Below are 16,998 nucleotides of genomic sequence, written 5' to 3' on the forward strand. Positions count from 1 at the left end.
TGATGCCAGGTCAACAGCGCCGTGGCGGCGGGTCCGGTGGCAACGAGGGTGGTCGCCGCGACAACCGCCGTGAGGGCGGCCGCGGAAACGCGCCCGTCGAGAAGACCCCGCACCTCGAGCGGGTCGTCGCGATCAACCGCGTCGCCAAGGTCGTGAAGGGTGGTCGTCGCTTCAGCTTCACCGCCCTCGTGATCGTGGGCGACGGCGACGGCACCGTCGGCGTGGGCTACGGAAAGGCCAAGGAGGTGCCCGCGGCGATCGCCAAGGGTGTCGAGGAGGCCAAGAAGCACTTCTTCAAGGTGCCGCGGATCGGTCAGTCGATCCCGCACCCGGTCACGGGCGAGGACGCCGCCGGCGTCGTGCTGCTCAAGCCGGCCTCGGCCGGTACGGGTGTCATCGCCGGTGGTCCGGTGCGCGCCGTGCTGGAGTGCGCGGGCATCCACGACGTGCTCTCCAAGAGCCTCGGCTCGTCCAACCCGATCAACATCGTGCACGCCACCGTGGCGGCCCTGAAGGGGCTCGAGTCCCCCGAGCAGGTCGCGGCGCGTCGTGGCCTGCCGGTGGAGGACGTCGCGCCGGCCGCCATGCTGGCGTCGCGTGCGGGGGTGGCGTCCTGATGGCACGTCTGAAGGTCACCCAGGTCCGGTCCGAGATCGGGCGCAAGCAGAACCAGCGTGACTCGCTGCGTTCGCTCGGGCTCAAGCGGATCAACGACGTGGTGGTCAAGGAAGACCGGCCGGAGATCCGCGGCATGATCTTCACGGTCAGCCACCTCGTGAAGGTCGAGGAGGTCGAGTAATGACGATCAAGGTGCACCACCTGCGCCCGGCGCCCGGAGCCAAGACCGACAAGACCCGTGTGGGTCGCGGTGAGGGCTCGAAGGGCAAGACTGCCGGTCGCGGTACCAAGGGTTCGAAGGCCCGGAAGAACATCTCGGCGGCGTTCGAGGGTGGGCAGATGCCCATCCACATGCGCCTGCCGAAGATGAAGGGCTTCAAGAACAAGTTCAAGGTCGTGTTCCAGGTCGTCAACCTGGACCGGCTGGCGGAGCTCTTCCCGAACGGCGGCCAGGTGGGCCCGGTCGAGCTGGTCGAGTCCGGCGCGGTCCGCAAGGGCCACCCGGTCAAGGTGCTCGGCACCGGCGACCTCGGCGGTGTCTCCCTCCAGGTGTCGGCGCACGCGTTCAGCGCGTCGGCCAAGGAGAAGATCACCGCGGCCGGCGGCTCGGTCACCGAGCTGTAAGGCATGTTCGTGGCGCCCGCTCAGTTGTTCGCAACTGGGCGGGCGTCATGGTCTACCGGCCACGTGTGCGCCGGGTAACATCGGATTCGTTTTATGTAGCCGGGCACATCTGCCCGGACCGGGATCGGGCTGTTAGAGTCCGTTGCCAGCCATGGATACCGGGCACTGGGCCCGGCATCCACCCCGCCCCGCCAGGGATCGTCACCGGCGGCCCGCGTCGCGCAGGAGGAAGAAGTTGCTGTCCGCCTTTCTCAGTGCGTTCCGTACGCCTGACCTGCGCAAGAAGCTGCTGTTCACAGTAGGCATCATCGCGGTCTACCGGCTGGGCGCCACGCTGCCCAGCCCGGGCGTCTCGTACGGCAACGTGCAGAAGTGCCTCGACACCATCCAGGGCAGCACCGGCGTGCTCAACCTGCTGGATCTCTTCTCCGGCGGCGCGCTGCTCCAGCTCTCGGTCTTCGCGCTGGGCATCATGCCCTACATCACCGCGTCGATCATCCTGCAGCTGCTCACGGTGGTGATCCCGCGCCTGGAGCAGCTCCGCAAGGAGGGCCAGGCCGGTCAGGCGAAGATCACCCAGTACACCCGCTACCTGACGCTGGGCCTGGGTGTCCTCCAGTCCTCGGCGTTCGTGGCGCTGGCCCGCTCCGGGCAGCTCTTCAACAACCAGTGCGACCAGTTCCCGATCGTGCCCAAGGGCACCGGCATCCCGGACTGGCTGACGCTCACCATCCTGGTGCTGACCATGACCGCCGGCACCGGCGTGGTGATGTGGCTCGGCGAGCTGATCACCGACCGGGGCGTCGGCAACGGCATGTCCGTGCTGATCTTCACCTCGATCGCCGCCCGGCTGCCCAGCGAGGGCTGGAAGATCAAGACCACCAAGGGCTGGGGGATGTTCCTCCTCGTCATCGCCCTGGTGCTGCTGGTCATCACCGCGGTCACCTTCATCGAGCAGGCGCAGCGCCGGATCCCGGTCCAGTACGCGAAGCGCATGATCGGCCGGCGGATGTACGGCGGCACGTCCACCTACATCCCGCTGAAGGTGAACCAGGCCGGCGTCATCCCGGTCATCTTCGCCTCGTCGCTGCTCTACCTGCCGACGCTCGCGCTGCAGTTCTTCGACCAGAACGACCCGGGGAAGACCCAGGCCTGGATCCAGAACCACATCGTCAAGGCGAGCGCGCCGGAGCACATCGCGATCTACTTCCTGCTGATCATCTTCTTCACGTACTTCTACGTGTCGATCACGTTCAACCCGACCGAGGTCGCGGACAACATGAAGAAGTACGGCGGCTTCGTGCCGGGCATCCGCCCCGGCAAGCCGACCGCCGAGTACCTCGACTTCATCCTCAGCCGGATCACCCTGCCGGGCGCGCTCTACCTGGGCATCGTCGCGATCCTGCCGAACTTCTTCTTCATCTGGCTGGACAACCAGCAGTTCCAGAACTTCCCGTTCGGCGGCACCGCTGTGCTCATCATGGTCGGCGTCGGTCTGGAGACCGTGAAGCAGATCGAGAGCCAACTCATGCAGCGGAACTACGAAGGGTTCCTGCGGTAGATGCGACTCGTTCTGGTTGGCCCGCCGGGCGCGGGCAAGGGCACACAGGCGGAGTTCATCGCCGCTCACCTCTCGGTGCCGAAGATCTCCACCGGTGACATCTTCCGGGCGAACGTCACCCAGGGCACGCCCCTGGGGGTCGAGGCCAAGCGATACATGGACGCCGGCAAGCTGGTCCCGGACGACGTCACGATCAACATGGTCCGGGACCGGCTCGCCGAGCCGGACGCCGGCGAGGGCTTCCTGCTCGACGGTTTCCCGCGGACCACGCCGCAGGCCGCCGAGCTGGACAAGCTCCTCGCCGACCTGGGCAGCGCGCTGGACCTGGTGCTGGAGCTGGTCGTCGACGACGACGAGGTGATCCGACGGCTCTCCGGGCGACGCACCTGCCGCGGCTGCGGCAAAATCTGGCACGTCGAGTTCGACGCGACCACGCGGGAGGGCATCTGCGACCGCTGCGGCGCGGAGCTGTTCCAGCGGGACGACGACAAGCCGGAGACCATCGCCGCCCGGCTCCGGGAATACTCGGAGAAGACCGCGCCGCTCGTCGACTACTACGGCGCTCAGGGCAAGCTGGTGGGCATCGACGCGACCGGGCCGGTGGAGGACGTCACCGTCCGTGCCATCGACGCGTTGCGCTCCTACGGCGGCTGACGCGCCGCCGCCGGCCGGCGGATAGAGTGAGGACAGCGGGGTACGCGCGACGTGCCCCGCTGTTCCGTGTAACGAAAGGTGACGCCGTCATGCGCCGTCCCCAGCTGGACATCCAGCTGAAGACCCCCGAGCAGATCGAGCTGATGAGGGCCGCCGGTCTGGTGGTGGCCCGTGCCCTCTCCCGGATGCGGGAGGCGGTCGCACCCGGTGTGACGACGGCCGACCTGGACGCGATCGCCGAGGCCACCATCCGGGAGGCCGGCGCCGTCCCGTCGTTCAAGGGCTACCACGGTTTCCCGGCGTCGATCTGCTCCTCGGTCAACGAGCAGGTGGTGCACGCCATCCCGTCGTCGAAGCAGGTGCTGCGAGCGGGCGACATCATCTCGATCGACTGCGGCGCGGTGCTGAACGGCTGGCACGGCGACGCGGCCGTCACGGTGGCGGTGGGGGAGGTCGCCCCGGCGCTGCTGCGGATGGCCGAGGTCGCCGAGGACGCGATGTGGGCCGGCATCGCCGCCGCCGCCCGGGGGGCCGCCTCCGGTCGGGGCCGGCTCACCGACATCTCGCACGCGGTGGAGACCGCGGTCCGCAAGGGCGGCCGGTACGGGATCGTGGACGGCTACGGCGGCCACGGCATCGGCACCGAGATGCACCAGGACCCGCACGTGCTCAACCACGGCCGCCCCGGCAAGGGTCCGCGCCTGGTGCCCGGCCTGGCGCTCGCCATCGAGCCGATGATCACGGCCGGCTCCCCGCGTACCGTCGAATTGTCCGACGGCTGGACGGTGGTGACGCGGGACCGCTCGATGGCCGTGCACGTCGAGCACTCGATGGCGCTGCTGGACGACGGCGTGTGGGTGCTGACCGCGGTCGACGGCGGCCGGGCCCGCCTCGGCGACCTGGTGACCGCCCGCCAGCCCGTGGACTCCCCGGCCCGCTGACCCGTCCGTCACCGGGCGGATCGCCCGCGGCCCTCGCCTGCCCGGCAGGCTCGGCGGCCCGGGGCATGCCAGGCGGTGGCGCTGGCCGTGCCGCACCGTCAGACCGCCGCGCGCCGGCCGCGACGGTGTTCCCTCGGGGGTGTCTCATCGCCGTGGCGTCATGACCTCCCCGGCCGGGTGATCCCGCTCCTCGGCGACGGCGACGGCGATGCTTGGCGTGGTGCGGCGCTCGGGTGGGGGCGGCTCCAGGAGTCACTACTTTTTGGCGTTATACCCAGGGGTCATAGTTATGACTGAGAGGTATGAGACCCAAAAGCGGGTCGTCCGCCACTGACGACACCGTGGGTGACGACCGTGGGCCGAGGCCGGCCGGGGCGGGTTCCCCTCGGGTGGCGGGTCGGTGGCATCCTTGCCGTCATGGACGGGCAGCGGGACATGCGGGCGGCCGACCGTGACCGGGAGGCCACGGCGGAACGACTCCGGGTGGCGCTGGAGGAGGGCCGGCTCGGCCTGCACGAGTACGACGAGCGGCTGGGCCGCGCGTACGGCGCCCGTACCTACGCCGAGTTGGACGAGGTGGTGGCGGACCTGCCGGGTCCGGCGACCGCCGAGCGGTCGGCCGTGGTGCCCGCCGCCCCGGTCGCGCCGCCCGCCCCGCCCGTGCCGGCCGCCTCCGGCCCGTCCGGTGGGGCGGAGGCGCCCGCCGAGGCGGGGACGGTGGTCGAGCCGGACACCCGCTCGCGGCTGCTCGGGCTCTGGATGCCCTGGCTGCGGGTGGCCGTGGTGCTGCTGCCGATCTGGTTGATCAGCGTGATCACCACCGGCCACGTCGCCGGCGTCTGGCCGCTCTGGGTGCTGGGGCCGTGGGGCGGCCTGGTGCTGATGCAGTCGGTCGGGCTGATCGGGGTGGATCACGGTCGGAAGCGGCCCGACCGCCGCCACTGAGCTGTGCCGCTGGTCACAGCGGGGACGAAAATCGGTCGTCCGGGCCGGCCGGTTTGGCGACGGTGCGCGGGCGGGCGTACACTTTCAGATCGGCGCACAGCGTCCACTCCGCCATGCCCACCCTGCGCTTCGGTGGGAGTCGGAGCCGCGGCTGGCGCGGGTTTCCTGATCTTGGTCTGGTGGCCCGTGTAAGACGTTGTGGGCCGTCCGGAGTAACCGACGTCAGGACAGCGGAGTACATGCCGAAAAAAGACGGAGCCATCGAGATCGAGGGTCGGGTCATCGAGCCCCTGCCGAACGCCATGTTCCGGGTGGAGCTCGCGAACGGCCACAAGGTGCTGGCTCACATCAGCGGCAAGATGCGGCAGCACTACATCCGCATCCTGCCGGAGGACCGGGTCGTCGTCGAACTCTCGCCGTACGACCTGACCCGCGGGCGCATCGTCTACCGCTACAAGTAAGCCTGACGACGGCCGGGACGTCCCCGTGTCCGTCTTCGACGTCCGGGTCGCGCTCGCGCGTACCCGGGCCGGATGGGAAGTAAGGCAACCGTGAAGGTCAAGCCGAGCGTCAAGAGGATCTGCAACAAGTGCCGGGTTATCCGCCGGCACGGCCGGGTCATGGTCATCTGCAGCGACCCGCGCCACAAGCAGCGCCAGGGCTGACGCCCCACATCACCAAGCTCGTCCCAGCCGCGGACGGTGCGCGCACCGCGTACCCCTTCGTGGTTGACCCCCGGTCGGAGGCCGGGGCCCGCTCGGGCAGCGGGGTGGGACGGGTCCAGACCTCCGCCACAATCATTGAGGAGTACGCCCGCACATGGCACGTCTAGTCGGCGTGGATCTCCCCCGCGAGAAGCGGATGGAGATCGCGCTCACCTACATCTTCGGGGTCGGTCGCACCCGCGCCCTGGAGACGCTCGCCGCGACCGGCATCTCGCCGGACAAGCGCGTTCGGGACCTCACGGACGAGGAGCTCGTCGAGCTCCGGAACCACATCGAGGGCAACTACAAGGTTGAAGGCGACCTGCGCCGCGAGGTCGCCGCCGACATCCGCCGCAAGGTCGAGATCGGCTGCTACGCCGGTATCCGGCACCGCCGCGGTCTGCCGGTGCGTGGTCAGCGCACCAAGACCAACGCGCGGACCCGGAAGGGCCCGAAGCGGACCGTGGCCGGCAAGAAGAAGCCCGGCAAGAAGTAATAGGAGCGCAGAAGACTTATGCCACCGAAGGCTCGTGCCGGAGCCGCCGTCAAGAAGGTCCGGCGCAAGGAACGCAAGAACGTCGCCCACGGGCAGGCGCACATCAAGAGCACCTTCAACAACACCATCGTGTCCATCACGGACCCGACCGGTGCGGTCATCTCCTGGGCCTCCTCCGGCCAGGTGGGCTTCAAGGGCTCCCGCAAGTCGACCCCGTTCGCCGCGCAGCTCGCCGCCGAGGCCGCCGCGCGTCGGGCCATGGAGCACGGCATGCGCAAGGTCGACGTGTTCGTCAAGGGCCCCGGCTCCGGCCGGGAGACCGCCATCCGTTCGCTGCAGGCCGCCGGCCTCGAGGTCGGGCAGATCTCCGACGTCACGCCGCAGCCGCACAACGGATGCCGTCCGCCGAAGCGTCGTCGGGTCTGAGAGGTTAGAGAGAGATGGCTCGTTACACCGGTGCTGACTGCCGCCGTTGCCGGCGGGAGAAGATGAAGCTGTTCCTCAAGGGCAGCAAGTGCGATGGCCCGAAGTGCCCGTTCGAGTCCCGGCCGTTCCCGCCCGGGCAGCACGGCCGCGGCCGCACCAAGGAGACGGAGTACCTGCTCCAGCTCCGTGAGAAGCAGAAGGCCCGCCGCGTCTACGGCGTGCTCGAGAAGCAGTTCCGCGGCTACTACGAAGAGGCCGTGGGCAAGAAGGCCAAGACGGGCGAGGTTCTGCTGCAGATCCTCGAGTCGCGGCTGGACAACGTGGTCTACCGGGCCGGCTACGCCAAGTCCCGGGACATGGCCCGCCAGCTGGTCAAGCACGGTCACTTCACGGTGAACGGCAAGAAGGTCGACATCCCGTCGTACCGCGTCAAGGAGCACGACATCGTCGAGGTCCGGGGCAAGAGCAAGGAGCTCACCCCGTTCATCGTCGCGCAGGCCGAGGCCGGCTCCAAGACCGTTCCGGCGTGGCTCGAGGCCATCCCCAGCCAGATGAAGGTCCTCGTGCACTCGCTCCCGGCCCGCCAGGTGATCGACACCCAGGTCCAGGAGCAGCTGATCGTCGAGCTCTACTCCAAGTAAGGGCTCGTTGCGGTGGCCCGTCCTCCGGGGCGGGCCACCGGAACAGTTGTGTCGTGGGCGTCAAATAGCGGGCGCCCCGGAAGAGAAGAGAAAAGATGCTCATCAGCCAGCGACCGTCTCTCTCCGAAGAGTCGATCAACGAGACCCGGTCCCGGTTCACCATCGAGCCGCTGGAGCCCGGCTTCGGCTACACGCTCGGCAACTCGCTGCGGCGTACCCTGCTCTCCTCGATCCCCGGTGCGGCGGTCACCTCGATCAAGATCGACGGTGTGCTGCACGAGTTCACCACGATCCCCGGGGTGAAGGAGGACGTGGTCGAGCTCGTCATGAACATCAAGGAGCTGTGCGTCAGCTCCGAGCACGACGAGCCGGTCAGCATGTACCTGCGCAAGCAGGGCCCGGGCGACGTGACCGCCGGTGACATCCAGCCCCCGGCCGGTGTCTCGGTGCACAACCCGGACCTGAAGCTCGCCACCCTCAACGGCAAGGGCCGGCTCGACATGGAGCTGACCGTCGAGCGGGGCCGGGGCTACGTCACGGCGGCGCAGAACAAGCAGGCGGGCGCCGAGATCGGCCGGATCCCGGTCGACTCGATCTACTCGCCGGTGCTCAAGGTGACGTACCGCGTCGAGGCGACCCGCGTCGAGCAGCGGACCGACTTCGACCGGCTGATCATCGACGTCGAGACCAAGCCGTCGATGGGCCCGCGCACCGCGCTGGCCTCCGCCGGCTCGACGCTCGTGGAGCTGTTCGGGCTCGCCCGTGAGCTGGACGAGACCGCCGAGGGCATCGACATCGGGCCGTCCCCGCAGGACGCCCAGCTGGCGGCCGACCTGGCGCTGCCGATCGAGGAGCTGGACCTCACCGTCCGCTCCTACAACTGCCTCAAGCGCGAGGGCATCAACTCCGTTGGTGAGCTGATCGGGCGTACCGAGGCCGACCTTCTCGACATCCGCAACTTCGGTCAGAAGTCGATCGACGAGGTCAAGATGAAGCTCGCCGGGATGGGCCTGGGGCTGAAGGACTCGGCTCCGAACTTCGACCCGGCACACGTCGTGGACGCCTTCGGCGAGGCCGACTACGACACCGACGACTACCGCGAGACCGAGCAGCTCTAGTCCGCGCTGCCGCCACACCTGAGGAGCACCAAGCATGCCCACGCCCACCAAGGGCCCCCGCCTCGGCGGCAGCCCCGCGCACGAGCGGCTGATGCTGGCCAACCTGGCCACCGCGCTGTTCCAGCACGGCAAGATCCAGACCACCGAGACGAAGGCCCGGCGGCTCCGCCCGCTGGCCGAGCAGCTCATCACCAAGGCCAAGCGCGGCGACCTCGCCTCGCGCCGGCGGGTGGCGGGCGTCGTCAAGGACAAGGACGTGGTCTACTCCCTGTTCGACCAGATCGCGCCCCGGTACGCCAACCGCAACGGTGGCTACACCCGGATCGTGAAGACCGGTCCGCGCAAGGGTGACGCCGCTCCGATGGCGATCATCGAGCTGGTGGAGGAGCTTCAGGTCGCCGAGCCGAAGGCGAACAAGAAGACCGCCGCCCGCAAGGCCGCCCAGCAGGACAAGGTCGAGGCCCTGGCCCCGGCCGAGGAGGCCCCGAAGTCGACCGCCGGTGACCAGGACGCCGAGGCGCCCGTCAACGCGTCGGGCGACACCGCCGCCGCCCGTGAGGACAGCGACGAGGCCACCGAGAACGACAAGGCCTGATCGCACAGGCAGCATCGTCGGGCCCGGCATCCCCTCGCGGGGTGCCGGGCCCGACGCCGTCAACGGGAGGTACGAGGTGGACGAGCGGACCCGGCTGCGGCTGGACGTCTCGTACGACGGCACGGACTTCTCCGGATGGGCGCCCCAGCCCACCCGGCGCACGGTGGCCGGGGTGCTCACGGAGGCGCTGGACCTCGTCCTCGGCGCCGGTACGGTCACCGGCCTGACCGTGGCCGGGCGCACCGACGCCGGGGTGCACGCCACCGGGCAGGTCTGCCACCTCGACCTGCCGACCGAGGTGTGGCGCGCGCACGAGGGCCGGTTGTTGCGCCGGCTGGCTCGGCTGCTCCCCACCGACGCCCGGGTACGCGCGATGACCGAGGCGCCGGCCGACTTCGACGCCCGGTTCTCGGCCACCTTCCGGCGCTACGAGTACCGGGTCACCGACGCGCCGTGGGGCGCCGAGCCGCTGCGCCGGCGGGACACGCTGGCCTGGCCGAAGCCGCTGGACCTGGCGGCGCTGAACGAGGCCGCGGCAGGTTTGGTCGGCGAGCACGACTTCGCCGCGTACTGCCGGCGCAAGGAGAACGCCACCACGCTGCGCGAGGTGACCCGGCTCGACTGGCGGCGCGACCCGGACGGGATCCTGGTCGCCACCGTGCAGGCCGACGCGTTCTGCCAGAACATGGTGCGCAGCCTGGTCGGCGCCATGCTCGTCGCCGGGGACGGCAGGCGTCCGGTGGCCTGGCCGGCCGGCCTGCTGACCCGCCGGGAACGCTCCAGTGAGGTGACCGTGGCCCCCGCGCACGGCCTCGCCCTGGTCGAGGTCGGCTACCCGGCCGACCCCGCCGAGTACGCCCGCCGCGCCGACCTCACCCGCCGGCTCCGGGTGCCGGGCACCGAGGGCTGACCTCGCCGTACCGCAGGACGGCCCGCCACCGGTGTCGGTGGCGGGCCGTCGTCGTCGGCTGGCTCAGTCGCCGGTGCCCTGCTGGCCGGCGCTGTCGTCGGTCGGGCCGCCGGTGGGCTGGGCGGCGGTTCCGCCGGCCGCCCGCCGGTCCAGCACGCCCCGGTTCAGGTGCAGCTCGATCAGGTCGTACATGATCTCGCGGGCGACCGTGTCGTCGGTCGGGATCCGCTCCCCGTCGGCGCGGGTGACCAGGCAGAAGGCCAGGTAGTGGCCGCGTACCTGCCAGCCGACCCGGGCGGCGGCCTTCTCCACCGCCTCGGTGTCGTCGCCGGCGGCCAGGCCCCGGAACCGGCCCTGCCGCTCGTCGAGCAGCGGTCGGATCCGGTCGCGTACCCGCTGGGTGCTTGCCACGTCGGTCAGGTTGAACAGCCCGGCGGTGAGCAGGTGGTCGCCGTCGGGGGAGCGGAGCGTGCCCCGGACGACCTGGTTGCATCCGAGCCGGACCAGCAGGTCGGCGATCTCGCCGGTGGCCGCGAGCGCGCAGTTCGCGCTCGTCTGGGTCTTCAGCACCCGGTAGGCGGGCTTGCCGTCGGTGACGACGAGCTGCTTGCCGGGGAAGAGTTCCTTGACGGTGAGCGGCGCCTGGTCGGTGTCCCGGGAGTCCAGGTCGGATCCGCTGGGCGGGTTCGTCTCCGCCACCGTCGGCTGCGCGGTCGGCTGGCCGGCCGGGGGTGCGGCGGCCCGCTCGTCGAGCAGCGCCGCGACGGCCAGGCCGGTGAGGGAGAGCAGGAGCAGCACGGCGGCGCCGCCGATGAGCGTCTGCCAGACCCGGCCGCCGCCGCGTCGGCCGCCGCGCCGGTTGCGGGACAGCTCGGAGACGTCGGTGGCGCGGAGGCTCGGGCTGGCCGGGATCGGCACGGTGGTCCGGGTCGTCGCGGCGGGCACCGGCTGTGGCGTGGGCGGCAGGGGCTGTGGCACCGGGGAGGGCTCCCCGGGCGATGGGCCGGGCCGGCCCGGCGTCGGCACGGGGGCGGGCGGCGCGGGCGCGGGCGCCCGACCGTCGTCGAGGGCCGGCCGGCCGGCCCGGGCGGGCGGCAGTGACGGCGTGGGGAAGCGGGAGGGCGACGGGCCGGCCGGCGGCGGCGTCGCGGCCACGGGCCCGGTCGGTGCCGACGCGGGCTCCGGGTACTCCAGGAAGGCGTCCTCATCGGACTCGTACCGGTACACCATGTGGGATAGAGTAAGACCGATTGTCCCTTTCAGGGGGAATATCGGGAAATTCCGGCGGGGTGGCGTCGATCCCTGCCTGCCGTACCGTCGCCCGGCCCGCCTCCGGGCGGTGCGAGAATGCCGGCGTGACCGGCGACCACTACTTCACCGCTGAACCCACGGCCCCGGCCCGCCCGCGCGAGGTCGAGTTCTCCGTCGCCGGGCGCGACTACACCCTCACCTCGGCCGGCGGGGTGTTCTCCGCCGACCGGCTCGACCCCGGCACCGCGGTGCTGCTGCGCAAGGCCGACCTGCCGACCGCCGACGTCACCGGCCCGCTGCTCGACATCGGCTGCGGCTTCGGCCCGATCACCTGTGTGCTGGCCACCGTCGCGCCCGCCGCCACCGTCTGGGCGGTCGACGTCAACGCCCGCGCCCGGGACCTGACCGCCGCCAACGCCGCCCGGATCGGCGCCGCGGACCGGGTCCGGGCCGTCGCGCCGGACGACGTGCCGGCGGACGTCACGTTCGCGCAGATCTGGTCGAACCCGCCGATCCACGTCGGCAAGGCGGAACTGCACGGCCTGCTGCTGCGCTGGCTGCCCCGGCTCGCCCCGGACGGCGTGGCCTGGCTCGTCGTGGCCCGTCACCTCGGCGGTGACTCGCTGCACCGCTGGCTGGTCGACCAGGGCTGGCAGGTCGACCGGCAGGCCAGCCAGAAGGGCTTCCGGGTGCTCCGCGTCACCCGGTAATCCGGTGTCGCCCGCACCGCCGGCTCGGGCAGGATGCCGGCGTGGGATACGTGGACGTGGCAGCGGTCGGGCACATCCTCCCGGACGGGCGGGAGCTGTTCGGCGACGTGTCGTTCCGGGTCGGTGAGGGCGCCAAGGTGGCGCTCGTCGGCCCCAACGGCGCCGGCAAGACGACCCTGCTGCGGATGGTCGCCGGTGACCTGCCGGTGCGCACCGGCGCGATCGCCCGCGCCGGCGGCCTCGGCGTGATGCGGCAGTTCATCGGCATGATCGGTGACGAGTCGACGCTCGCCGACCTGGCCCTGTCGCTCGCCCCGCCGGCATTGCGCGACGCCGGGCACCGGCTCGTCGAGACCGAGGCGGCCATGCGGACGGCCGAGGTCCGCGGCAAGTACAGCACCGCCGCCGGCAAGGCCCAGCTCGCGTACGCCGATGCGCTGGCCGCCTGGGGCGAGAGCGGCGGATACGACGCCGAGGTGCTCTTCGACACCGTCACCACGATCGTGCTCGACCTGCCGTGGGACACCGCCCGGGACCGGCCGGTCCGCACCCTCTCCGGCGGCCAGCAGAAACGGTTCGCGCTGGAGTTGCTGCTGCGCGGCCCCGACGAGGTGCTGCTGCTCGACGAGCCGGACAACTTCCTCGACGTCCCCGGCAAACGCTGGCTGGAGGCGCGACTGCGCGAGTCAGCCAAGTCGGTGCTCTACGTCTCGCACGACCGTGAGCTGCTGGCCCAGACCGCCGACCGGGTGGTCGCCGTCGAGGGCGGCAGCGCGTGGGTGCACCCCGGCGGCTTCGCGAGCTGGCACGACGCGCGGGTGGCCCGGCACGCCCGCCTCGACGAGCTGCGCCGGCGCTGGGACGAGGAACACCAGAAGCTGCGCGAGCTGATGCTGATGTACAAGCAGAAGGCCGCGTACAACGACGGGTTGGCCTCCCGCTACCAGGCGGCGCAGACCCGGCTGCGCAAGTTCGAGGAGGCCGGGCCGCCGCCCGTACCCCCGAAGGACCAGGACATCCGGATGCGGCTGACCGGCGGGCGGACCGGCAAGCGCGCGGTGATCGCCGAGCAGTTGGAGCTGGACGGCCTGACCTACCCGTTCGACCTGGAGATCTGGTACGGCGACCGGGTCGCGGTGCTCGGCGCGAACGGCACCGGCAAGTCGCACTTCCTGCGCCTGCTCGCCCGCGGCGGCACCGACCCCGACCCGGGCAACACCCCTGTCGACGGCGCCGCCGCGCTCACCCCGGTCGCGCACGACGGCGTGGTCCGCCTCGGTGCCCGGGTGCGGCCCGGGCACTTCTCGCAGACCCACGACCGGCCGGAGCTGATGGCGAGGACGCTCGTCGAGATCCTCTGGCGGGGCGACGAGCACCGGGCCGGCATGGACCGGCACGCGGCCATGGGCGTGCTGTCCCGCTACGAGCTGGCCGGGCAGGGCGACCAGCGCTTCGGCACGCTCTCCGGCGGCCAGCAGGCCCGTTTCCTGGTGCTGCTGCTGGAGCTGTCCGGCGCCACGCTGCTGCTGCTCGACGAGCCGACCGACAACCTCGACCTGGCCTCCGCCGAGGCGCTGGAGACCGGGCTGGGCGCGTTCGACGGCACCGTCGTCGCGGTCACCCATGATCGCTGGTTCACCCGCACCTTCGACCGGTTCGTGCTGTTCCGGGGCGACGGCGACGTGGTGGAGACGCCGGAACCGGTCTGGGACGTCGGATGATCGACGAGGGGCTGGCCGCCCGGCTCTGCGCCGTCGACGGCGTGGTGGCGGTGGCGCTCGGCGGCAGCCGGGCCCGCGGCGAGCACCGGCCCGACTCCGACTGGGACCTCGGCCTCTACTACCGGGGTACGCCGGACCTGGCCGGACTGCGCGGGATCGCCGCCTCGACCGCCGACGGTCCGGTCGAGCTGACCGCCCCCGGCGGCTGGGGACCCTGGGTCGACGGCGGCGGCTGGCTGCGCGTCGACGGGGTGGCGGTGGACTGGATCTACCGCGACCTCGACCGGGTGCACCGGGTGTGGGCGGACTGCCGAACCGGCCACTACACGGTGGCGACGCAGGCCGGGCACCCGCTCGGGTTCTACTCGCACGCGTACGCCGGGGAGGTGGCGCTCGGCCGGATCCTCGCCGACCCGACAGGTGAGCTGACCGCGCTGCGCGCCGAGACCGTCGACTACCCGCCCGCGCTCGGCGCCGCGCTGGTGGCCGGCGGCTGGGAGACCGGCCTGCTGCTCGACGGCGCGGCCAAGGGCGCGTCCGGTGGCGACGCCGGCTATGTGGCCGGCTGCCTGTTCCGGGTGGTCGGGGTGCTGGCGCAGGCGCTGCACGGGCGGGCCGGGCGGTGGTTGGTCAACGAGAAGGGCATGCTCGCCTCGGCCGGCCGGCTGCCCGGCGCGCCGCCGGACTTCACCGACCGGGCCCAGGCGCTGCTCGGCGCGGTGGGGCGTACCCCGGCGGAGCTGTCGGCGACGGTGGCCGACGCCCGCGCGCTGGCCGTCGACGTGCTCGGCTGAGGAGCCGCCCGCGCTCGACGGGCATAGGGTGGATCTCGTGAGTGAGATGACCTACCGCCGGCTGGGCGACTCCGGGCTCGTGGTCTCCGTGGTCGGTATCGGCTGCAACAACTTCGGCCGCAAACTCGACAGCGACGGCACCCGGGCGGTGGTCGACGCCGCGTTCGACGCCGGGATCACCTTCTTCGACACCGCCGACATCTACGGCGAACCCCAGGGCGGCTCCGAGGAACTGCTCGGCCAGGCGCTCAAGGGCCGCCGCGACGACGTGGTGCTCGCCACGAAGTTCGGCATGGACATGAACGGGGCGAACGGGCCCGACCACGGCGCCCGGGGCGCCCGCCGCTACATCGCCCGCGCGGTCGAGGCGTCGCTGCGCCGGCTCGGCACCGACCACATCGACCTTTACCAGATGCACGAGCCCGACCCGGGCACCCCGATCGACGAGACGCTAGCCGCGCTGGACGACCTGGTGACCGCCGGCAAGGTGCGTTACCTCGGCAACTCCAACTTCGCCGGCTGGCAGATCGCCGACGCCGACTGGACCGCGTCGTCGCAGGGCCGCACCCGGTTCATCTCCGCGCAGAACCACTACTCGCTGCTGGAGCGGGGCGTGGAGGACGAGGTGATCCCCGCCTGCGAGCGGTTCGGCCTCGGCATGCTGCCGTTCTTCCCGCTCGCCAACGGGCTGCTCACCGGCAAGTACAAGCGGGGTCAGCAGCCACCGGAGGGCAGCCGGCTCGCCGGCGGCGGCCGGTACGCCGAGCGGCTGGCCGCGGCGCGCTGGGACACCATCGAGGCGATCGAGGCGTTTGCGGCCGAGCGCGGGGTGAGCATGCTCCACGTGGCCATCGGCGGGCTGGCCGCCCGGCCCGCGGTGACCTCGGTGATCGCCGGCGCGACCACGCCCGAGCAGGTACGCGCCAACGCCGACGCCGGCACCTGGCAGCCCACCGACGAGGACCAGGACGCCCTCGACGCCCTCCTCTGACCCATCCCGCGCGGCGTGGCCCGCGTGCGGCGTCGCCCCCGTGCGGCTTGGCCCGTGTGTGCGGCGTGGCGGGTGTGTGCGGCGTGGTCCGCGCGGCGTCACCCGGATGGCTTCGCCACCCGGCGGAATGCCCCCGAGGCACCCATAGCGTTCCATCCACGGTCAGTGCTCGTCATCAGTGGAACGCCATGGGTGCCAAAGGGGCGGTGAGACACCCATGACGTTCCACCCGCGCTCGGTGCTCACGGTGGGTGGAACGCCATGGGTGTGTGGGAGGCACTGGCGGGAGGGTCGGGGGCATGGGTCAGCGGGGTGGGGCGGGGGTGCGGCGTTCCGCGACGGCCTGACAGACCAGGGCGACCGTGGCGTCCGGATGCCGGAGCACGTCGTCGGCGGTGAAGCGGAGCACGATCCAGCCGGCGAAACGGAGCGCGTTCAGGCGTGCCACGTCCCGCCGGAACTGCGTCCGTTCCCGGTGGTGGTCGCCGTCGTACTCGACCGCGATGCGGAGCGCCGGCCAGGCCAGGTCGACCCGGGCGAGGAAGCGCCCGCCGTGGCGCATCTTGTGCTGCGCGGTGAGCGGGCCGAGGCCGGCGTCGAGGAGGAGCAACCGGAGCCGTGTCTCCATCGGTGACTCGCTCGACGGCTCGGCCAGCGCCAGCACCTCGCGTAGCAGCGACGTGCCCGGCCAGCCCGGTCGGTCGGCGGCGTAGGCCCGCAGGGCGGGGAGCTCCACCACCCGCCGACGCAGCAGTGCGTCCACGGCGACCAGGGCCTCCGCACGAGCACCCTGCCGGCCGAGGTCGAAGGCGGTGCGCAGCGGGGTGGTGACCGGCAGCCCGGCGAACTCGCCCCGATCCGCACCGGGCAGCGGTGATCGCACGATCGACAGCCGAGGGTGCGGGCGCAGCCGGGCGGCGTTCGGCAGGAGCACGGTCACCGGGTCGCCCCGGGCGAGCAGGTCGACGCCGAGCAGCCAGGCCGCGCTGCGGCCGGCCAGCGCGGCGCCCGGCGGCAGGCGCAACGCGACCGCGTCGCACCACATCCGGTGGTCGTCGTCACGGTGTGCGTCACGGTGCAGGTACACGTCCGGGAGCAGCCGGACCCACGTCGGCCCGCGCAGCATCGTCCAGGTGAGCAACCCTCCGGAGACGGCGCTGCTGCCCCGGAGCGGCAGACTCGTCAGGCAGTGCGGGACACGTGCGGGTGCGGGCATCCGGACAGCGTGTCGTGAGGCGACGGTCACCCGCCGTCCCGGTCCGTCGAGTGGTGCCGTCCTGGGAAAAACCTCACCCGGT

21 protein-coding genes are annotated in these 16,998 nt (G+C 71.7%); 19 read left to right on the forward strand and 2 right to left on the reverse strand.

Annotated elements, in window-relative coordinates; all coding sequences use genetic code 11:
* Window positions 1-2 precede the first annotated feature (2 nt).
* The 15 genes from rpsE to truA all read left to right on the forward strand — a co-directional run bounded on the left by rpsE (window position 3) and on the right by truA (window position 10,233).
* Complete coding sequence (gene rpsE, locus ACIA5A_RS01415) at window positions 3-617, forward strand: 30S ribosomal protein S5 (protein ID WP_013288621.1); 615 nt, start codon at window positions 3-5, stop codon at window positions 615-617.
* Window positions 617-799 (forward strand): 50S ribosomal protein L30, encoded by a 183-nt coding sequence (gene rpmD / locus ACIA5A_RS01420; RefSeq protein WP_107157447.1) that lies wholly within the window; start codon window positions 617-619, stop codon window positions 797-799. The genes rpsE and rpmD overlap by 1 nt, the downstream gene beginning before the upstream one ends.
* Window positions 799-1,242: a 50S ribosomal protein L15 gene (gene rplO / locus ACIA5A_RS01425; protein ID WP_091065821.1), complete on the forward strand. Its 444-nt coding sequence runs from the start codon at window positions 799-801 to the stop codon at window positions 1,240-1,242. The genes rpmD and rplO overlap by 1 nt, the downstream gene beginning before the upstream one ends.
* A gap of 235 nt (window positions 1,243-1,477) precedes the next feature.
* Window positions 1,478-2,803, forward strand: a complete 1,326-nt coding sequence (gene secY, locus ACIA5A_RS01430; protein ID WP_181570329.1) for a preprotein translocase subunit SecY — start codon at window positions 1,478-1,480, stop codon at window positions 2,801-2,803.
* Window positions 2,804-3,457, forward strand: a complete 654-nt coding sequence (locus ACIA5A_RS01435; RefSeq protein ID WP_181570328.1) for an adenylate kinase — start codon at window positions 2,804-2,806, stop codon at window positions 3,455-3,457. It abuts the gene before it with no gap.
* 89 nt (window positions 3,458-3,546) lie between these two features.
* Entirely contained in the window at window positions 3,547-4,398 is an 852-nt protein-coding gene (map, locus tag ACIA5A_RS01440; protein ID WP_396755276.1) for a type I methionyl aminopeptidase, read from the forward strand.
* 417 nt (window positions 4,399-4,815) lie between these two features.
* Complete coding sequence (locus ACIA5A_RS01445) at window positions 4,816-5,343, forward strand: DUF1707 domain-containing protein (protein WP_396755278.1); 528 nt, start codon at window positions 4,816-4,818, stop codon at window positions 5,341-5,343.
* 239 nt (window positions 5,344-5,582) lie between these two features.
* The gene (infA, locus tag ACIA5A_RS01450) at window positions 5,583-5,804 is read left to right on the forward strand and encodes a translation initiation factor IF-1 (RefSeq protein ID WP_007073013.1); all 222 of its coding nucleotides are present in this window, start codon (window positions 5,583-5,585) and stop codon (window positions 5,802-5,804) included.
* A 90-nt stretch (window positions 5,805-5,894) separates the two neighbouring features.
* Window positions 5,895-6,008 (forward strand): 50S ribosomal protein L36, encoded by a 114-nt coding sequence (gene rpmJ / locus ACIA5A_RS01455; RefSeq protein ID WP_043965539.1) that lies wholly within the window; start codon window positions 5,895-5,897, stop codon window positions 6,006-6,008.
* A gap of 154 nt (window positions 6,009-6,162) precedes the next feature.
* The gene (gene rpsM, locus ACIA5A_RS01460) at window positions 6,163-6,543 is read left to right on the forward strand and encodes a 30S ribosomal protein S13 (protein ID WP_013288614.1); all 381 of its coding nucleotides are present in this window, start codon (window positions 6,163-6,165) and stop codon (window positions 6,541-6,543) included.
* 18 nt (window positions 6,544-6,561) lie between these two features.
* Window positions 6,562-6,969, forward strand: a complete 408-nt coding sequence (rpsK, locus tag ACIA5A_RS01465; protein WP_014440747.1) for a 30S ribosomal protein S11 — start codon at window positions 6,562-6,564, stop codon at window positions 6,967-6,969.
* Window positions 6,970-6,983: 14 nt separating this feature from the next.
* On the forward strand, window positions 6,984-7,610 hold the full coding sequence (gene rpsD, locus ACIA5A_RS01470) for a 30S ribosomal protein S4 (protein WP_091065834.1): 627 nt from the start codon (window positions 6,984-6,986) through the stop codon (window positions 7,608-7,610).
* A gap of 95 nt (window positions 7,611-7,705) precedes the next feature.
* Entirely contained in the window at window positions 7,706-8,728 is a 1,023-nt protein-coding gene (locus ACIA5A_RS01475; protein WP_007073009.1) for a DNA-directed RNA polymerase subunit alpha, read from the forward strand.
* Window positions 8,729-8,762: 34 nt separating this feature from the next.
* Window positions 8,763-9,323: a 50S ribosomal protein L17 gene (gene rplQ / locus ACIA5A_RS01480; protein ID WP_396755282.1), complete on the forward strand. Its 561-nt coding sequence runs from the start codon at window positions 8,763-8,765 to the stop codon at window positions 9,321-9,323.
* Between the two features lie 76 nt (window positions 9,324-9,399).
* Window positions 9,400-10,233: a tRNA pseudouridine(38-40) synthase TruA gene (gene truA / locus ACIA5A_RS01485; protein WP_396755284.1), complete on the forward strand. Its 834-nt coding sequence runs from the start codon at window positions 9,400-9,402 to the stop codon at window positions 10,231-10,233.
* A gap of 63 nt (window positions 10,234-10,296) precedes the next feature.
* On the opposite strand, the gene ACIA5A_RS01490 is transcribed toward truA, so the two are convergent.
* Entirely contained in the window at window positions 10,297-11,211 is a 915-nt protein-coding gene (locus tag ACIA5A_RS01490; protein ID WP_396755286.1) for a hypothetical protein, read from the reverse strand.
* 377 nt (window positions 11,212-11,588) lie between these two features.
* Between ACIA5A_RS01490 and ACIA5A_RS01495 the strand changes: the two genes are divergently transcribed.
* Genes ACIA5A_RS01495 through ACIA5A_RS01510 form a run of 4 tightly spaced genes read left to right on the forward strand, consistent with a single transcriptional unit; the run spans window position 11,589 to window position 15,700 of the window.
* A complete protein-coding gene (locus ACIA5A_RS01495; RefSeq protein ID WP_396755288.1) occupies window positions 11,589-12,194 on the forward strand; it encodes a class I SAM-dependent methyltransferase in 606 nt (201 codons plus the stop codon).
* Between the two features lie 41 nt (window positions 12,195-12,235).
* Window positions 12,236-13,915, forward strand: a complete 1,680-nt coding sequence (locus ACIA5A_RS01500; protein ID WP_396755290.1) for an ABC-F family ATP-binding cassette domain-containing protein — start codon at window positions 12,236-12,238, stop codon at window positions 13,913-13,915.
* Window positions 13,912-14,709, forward strand: coding sequence for a nucleotidyltransferase domain-containing protein (locus ACIA5A_RS01505; RefSeq protein WP_396755291.1), 798 nt, complete (start codon window positions 13,912-13,914; stop codon window positions 14,707-14,709). The genes ACIA5A_RS01500 and ACIA5A_RS01505 overlap by 4 nt, the downstream gene beginning before the upstream one ends.
* Before the next feature lie 28 nt (window positions 14,710-14,737).
* Entirely contained in the window at window positions 14,738-15,700 is a 963-nt protein-coding gene (locus ACIA5A_RS01510) for an aldo/keto reductase (protein ID WP_396755293.1), read from the forward strand.
* Window positions 15,701-16,004: 304 nt separating this feature from the next.
* Here ACIA5A_RS01510 and ACIA5A_RS01515 read toward each other — a convergent pair whose 3' ends face one another.
* A complete protein-coding gene (locus tag ACIA5A_RS01515; protein ID WP_396755295.1) occupies window positions 16,005-16,916 on the reverse strand; it encodes a DUF559 domain-containing protein in 912 nt (303 codons plus the stop codon).
* Between the last annotated feature and the right edge of the window lie 82 nt (window positions 16,917-16,998).

Origin of the sequence: Micromonospora sp. NPDC051300, assembly GCF_044455315.1 — a bacterium.
Taxonomy (GTDB): domain Bacteria; phylum Actinomycetota; class Actinomycetes; order Mycobacteriales; family Micromonosporaceae; genus Micromonospora; species Micromonospora robiginosa.

Excerpts from the sequence above, each read along its gene's own strand:
- rpsE (WP_013288621.1), top strand. The coding sequence starts at position 3 with ATGCCAGGTCAACAGCGCCGTGGCGGCGGGTCCGGTGGCAACGAGGGT.
- rpmD (WP_107157447.1), top strand. The coding sequence starts at position 617 with ATGGCACGTCTGAAGGTCACCCAGGTCCGGTCCGAGATCGGGCGCAAG.
- rplO (WP_091065821.1), top strand. The coding sequence starts at position 799 with ATGACGATCAAGGTGCACCACCTGCGCCCGGCGCCCGGAGCCAAGACC.
- ACIA5A_RS01435 (WP_181570328.1), top strand. The coding sequence starts at position 2,804 with ATGCGACTCGTTCTGGTTGGCCCGCCGGGCGCGGGCAAGGGCACACAG.
- map (WP_396755276.1), top strand. The coding sequence starts at position 3,547 with ATGCGCCGTCCCCAGCTGGACATCCAGCTGAAGACCCCCGAGCAGATC.
- ACIA5A_RS01445 (WP_396755278.1), top strand. The coding sequence starts at position 4,816 with ATGGACGGGCAGCGGGACATGCGGGCGGCCGACCGTGACCGGGAGGCC.
- infA (WP_007073013.1), top strand. The coding sequence starts at position 5,583 with ATGCCGAAAAAAGACGGAGCCATCGAGATCGAGGGTCGGGTCATCGAG.
- rpsM (WP_013288614.1), top strand. The coding sequence starts at position 6,163 with ATGGCACGTCTAGTCGGCGTGGATCTCCCCCGCGAGAAGCGGATGGAG.
- rpsK (WP_014440747.1), top strand. The coding sequence starts at position 6,562 with ATGCCACCGAAGGCTCGTGCCGGAGCCGCCGTCAAGAAGGTCCGGCGC.
- rpsD (WP_091065834.1), top strand. The coding sequence starts at position 6,984 with ATGGCTCGTTACACCGGTGCTGACTGCCGCCGTTGCCGGCGGGAGAAG.
- ACIA5A_RS01475 (WP_007073009.1), top strand. The coding sequence starts at position 7,706 with ATGCTCATCAGCCAGCGACCGTCTCTCTCCGAAGAGTCGATCAACGAG.
- rplQ (WP_396755282.1), top strand. The coding sequence starts at position 8,763 with ATGCCCACGCCCACCAAGGGCCCCCGCCTCGGCGGCAGCCCCGCGCAC.
- ACIA5A_RS01505 (WP_396755291.1), top strand. The coding sequence starts at position 13,912 with ATGATCGACGAGGGGCTGGCCGCCCGGCTCTGCGCCGTCGACGGCGTG.
- ACIA5A_RS01515 (WP_396755295.1), bottom strand. The coding sequence starts at position 16,916 with ATGCCCGCACCCGCACGTGTCCCGCACTGCCTGACGAGTCTGCCGCTC.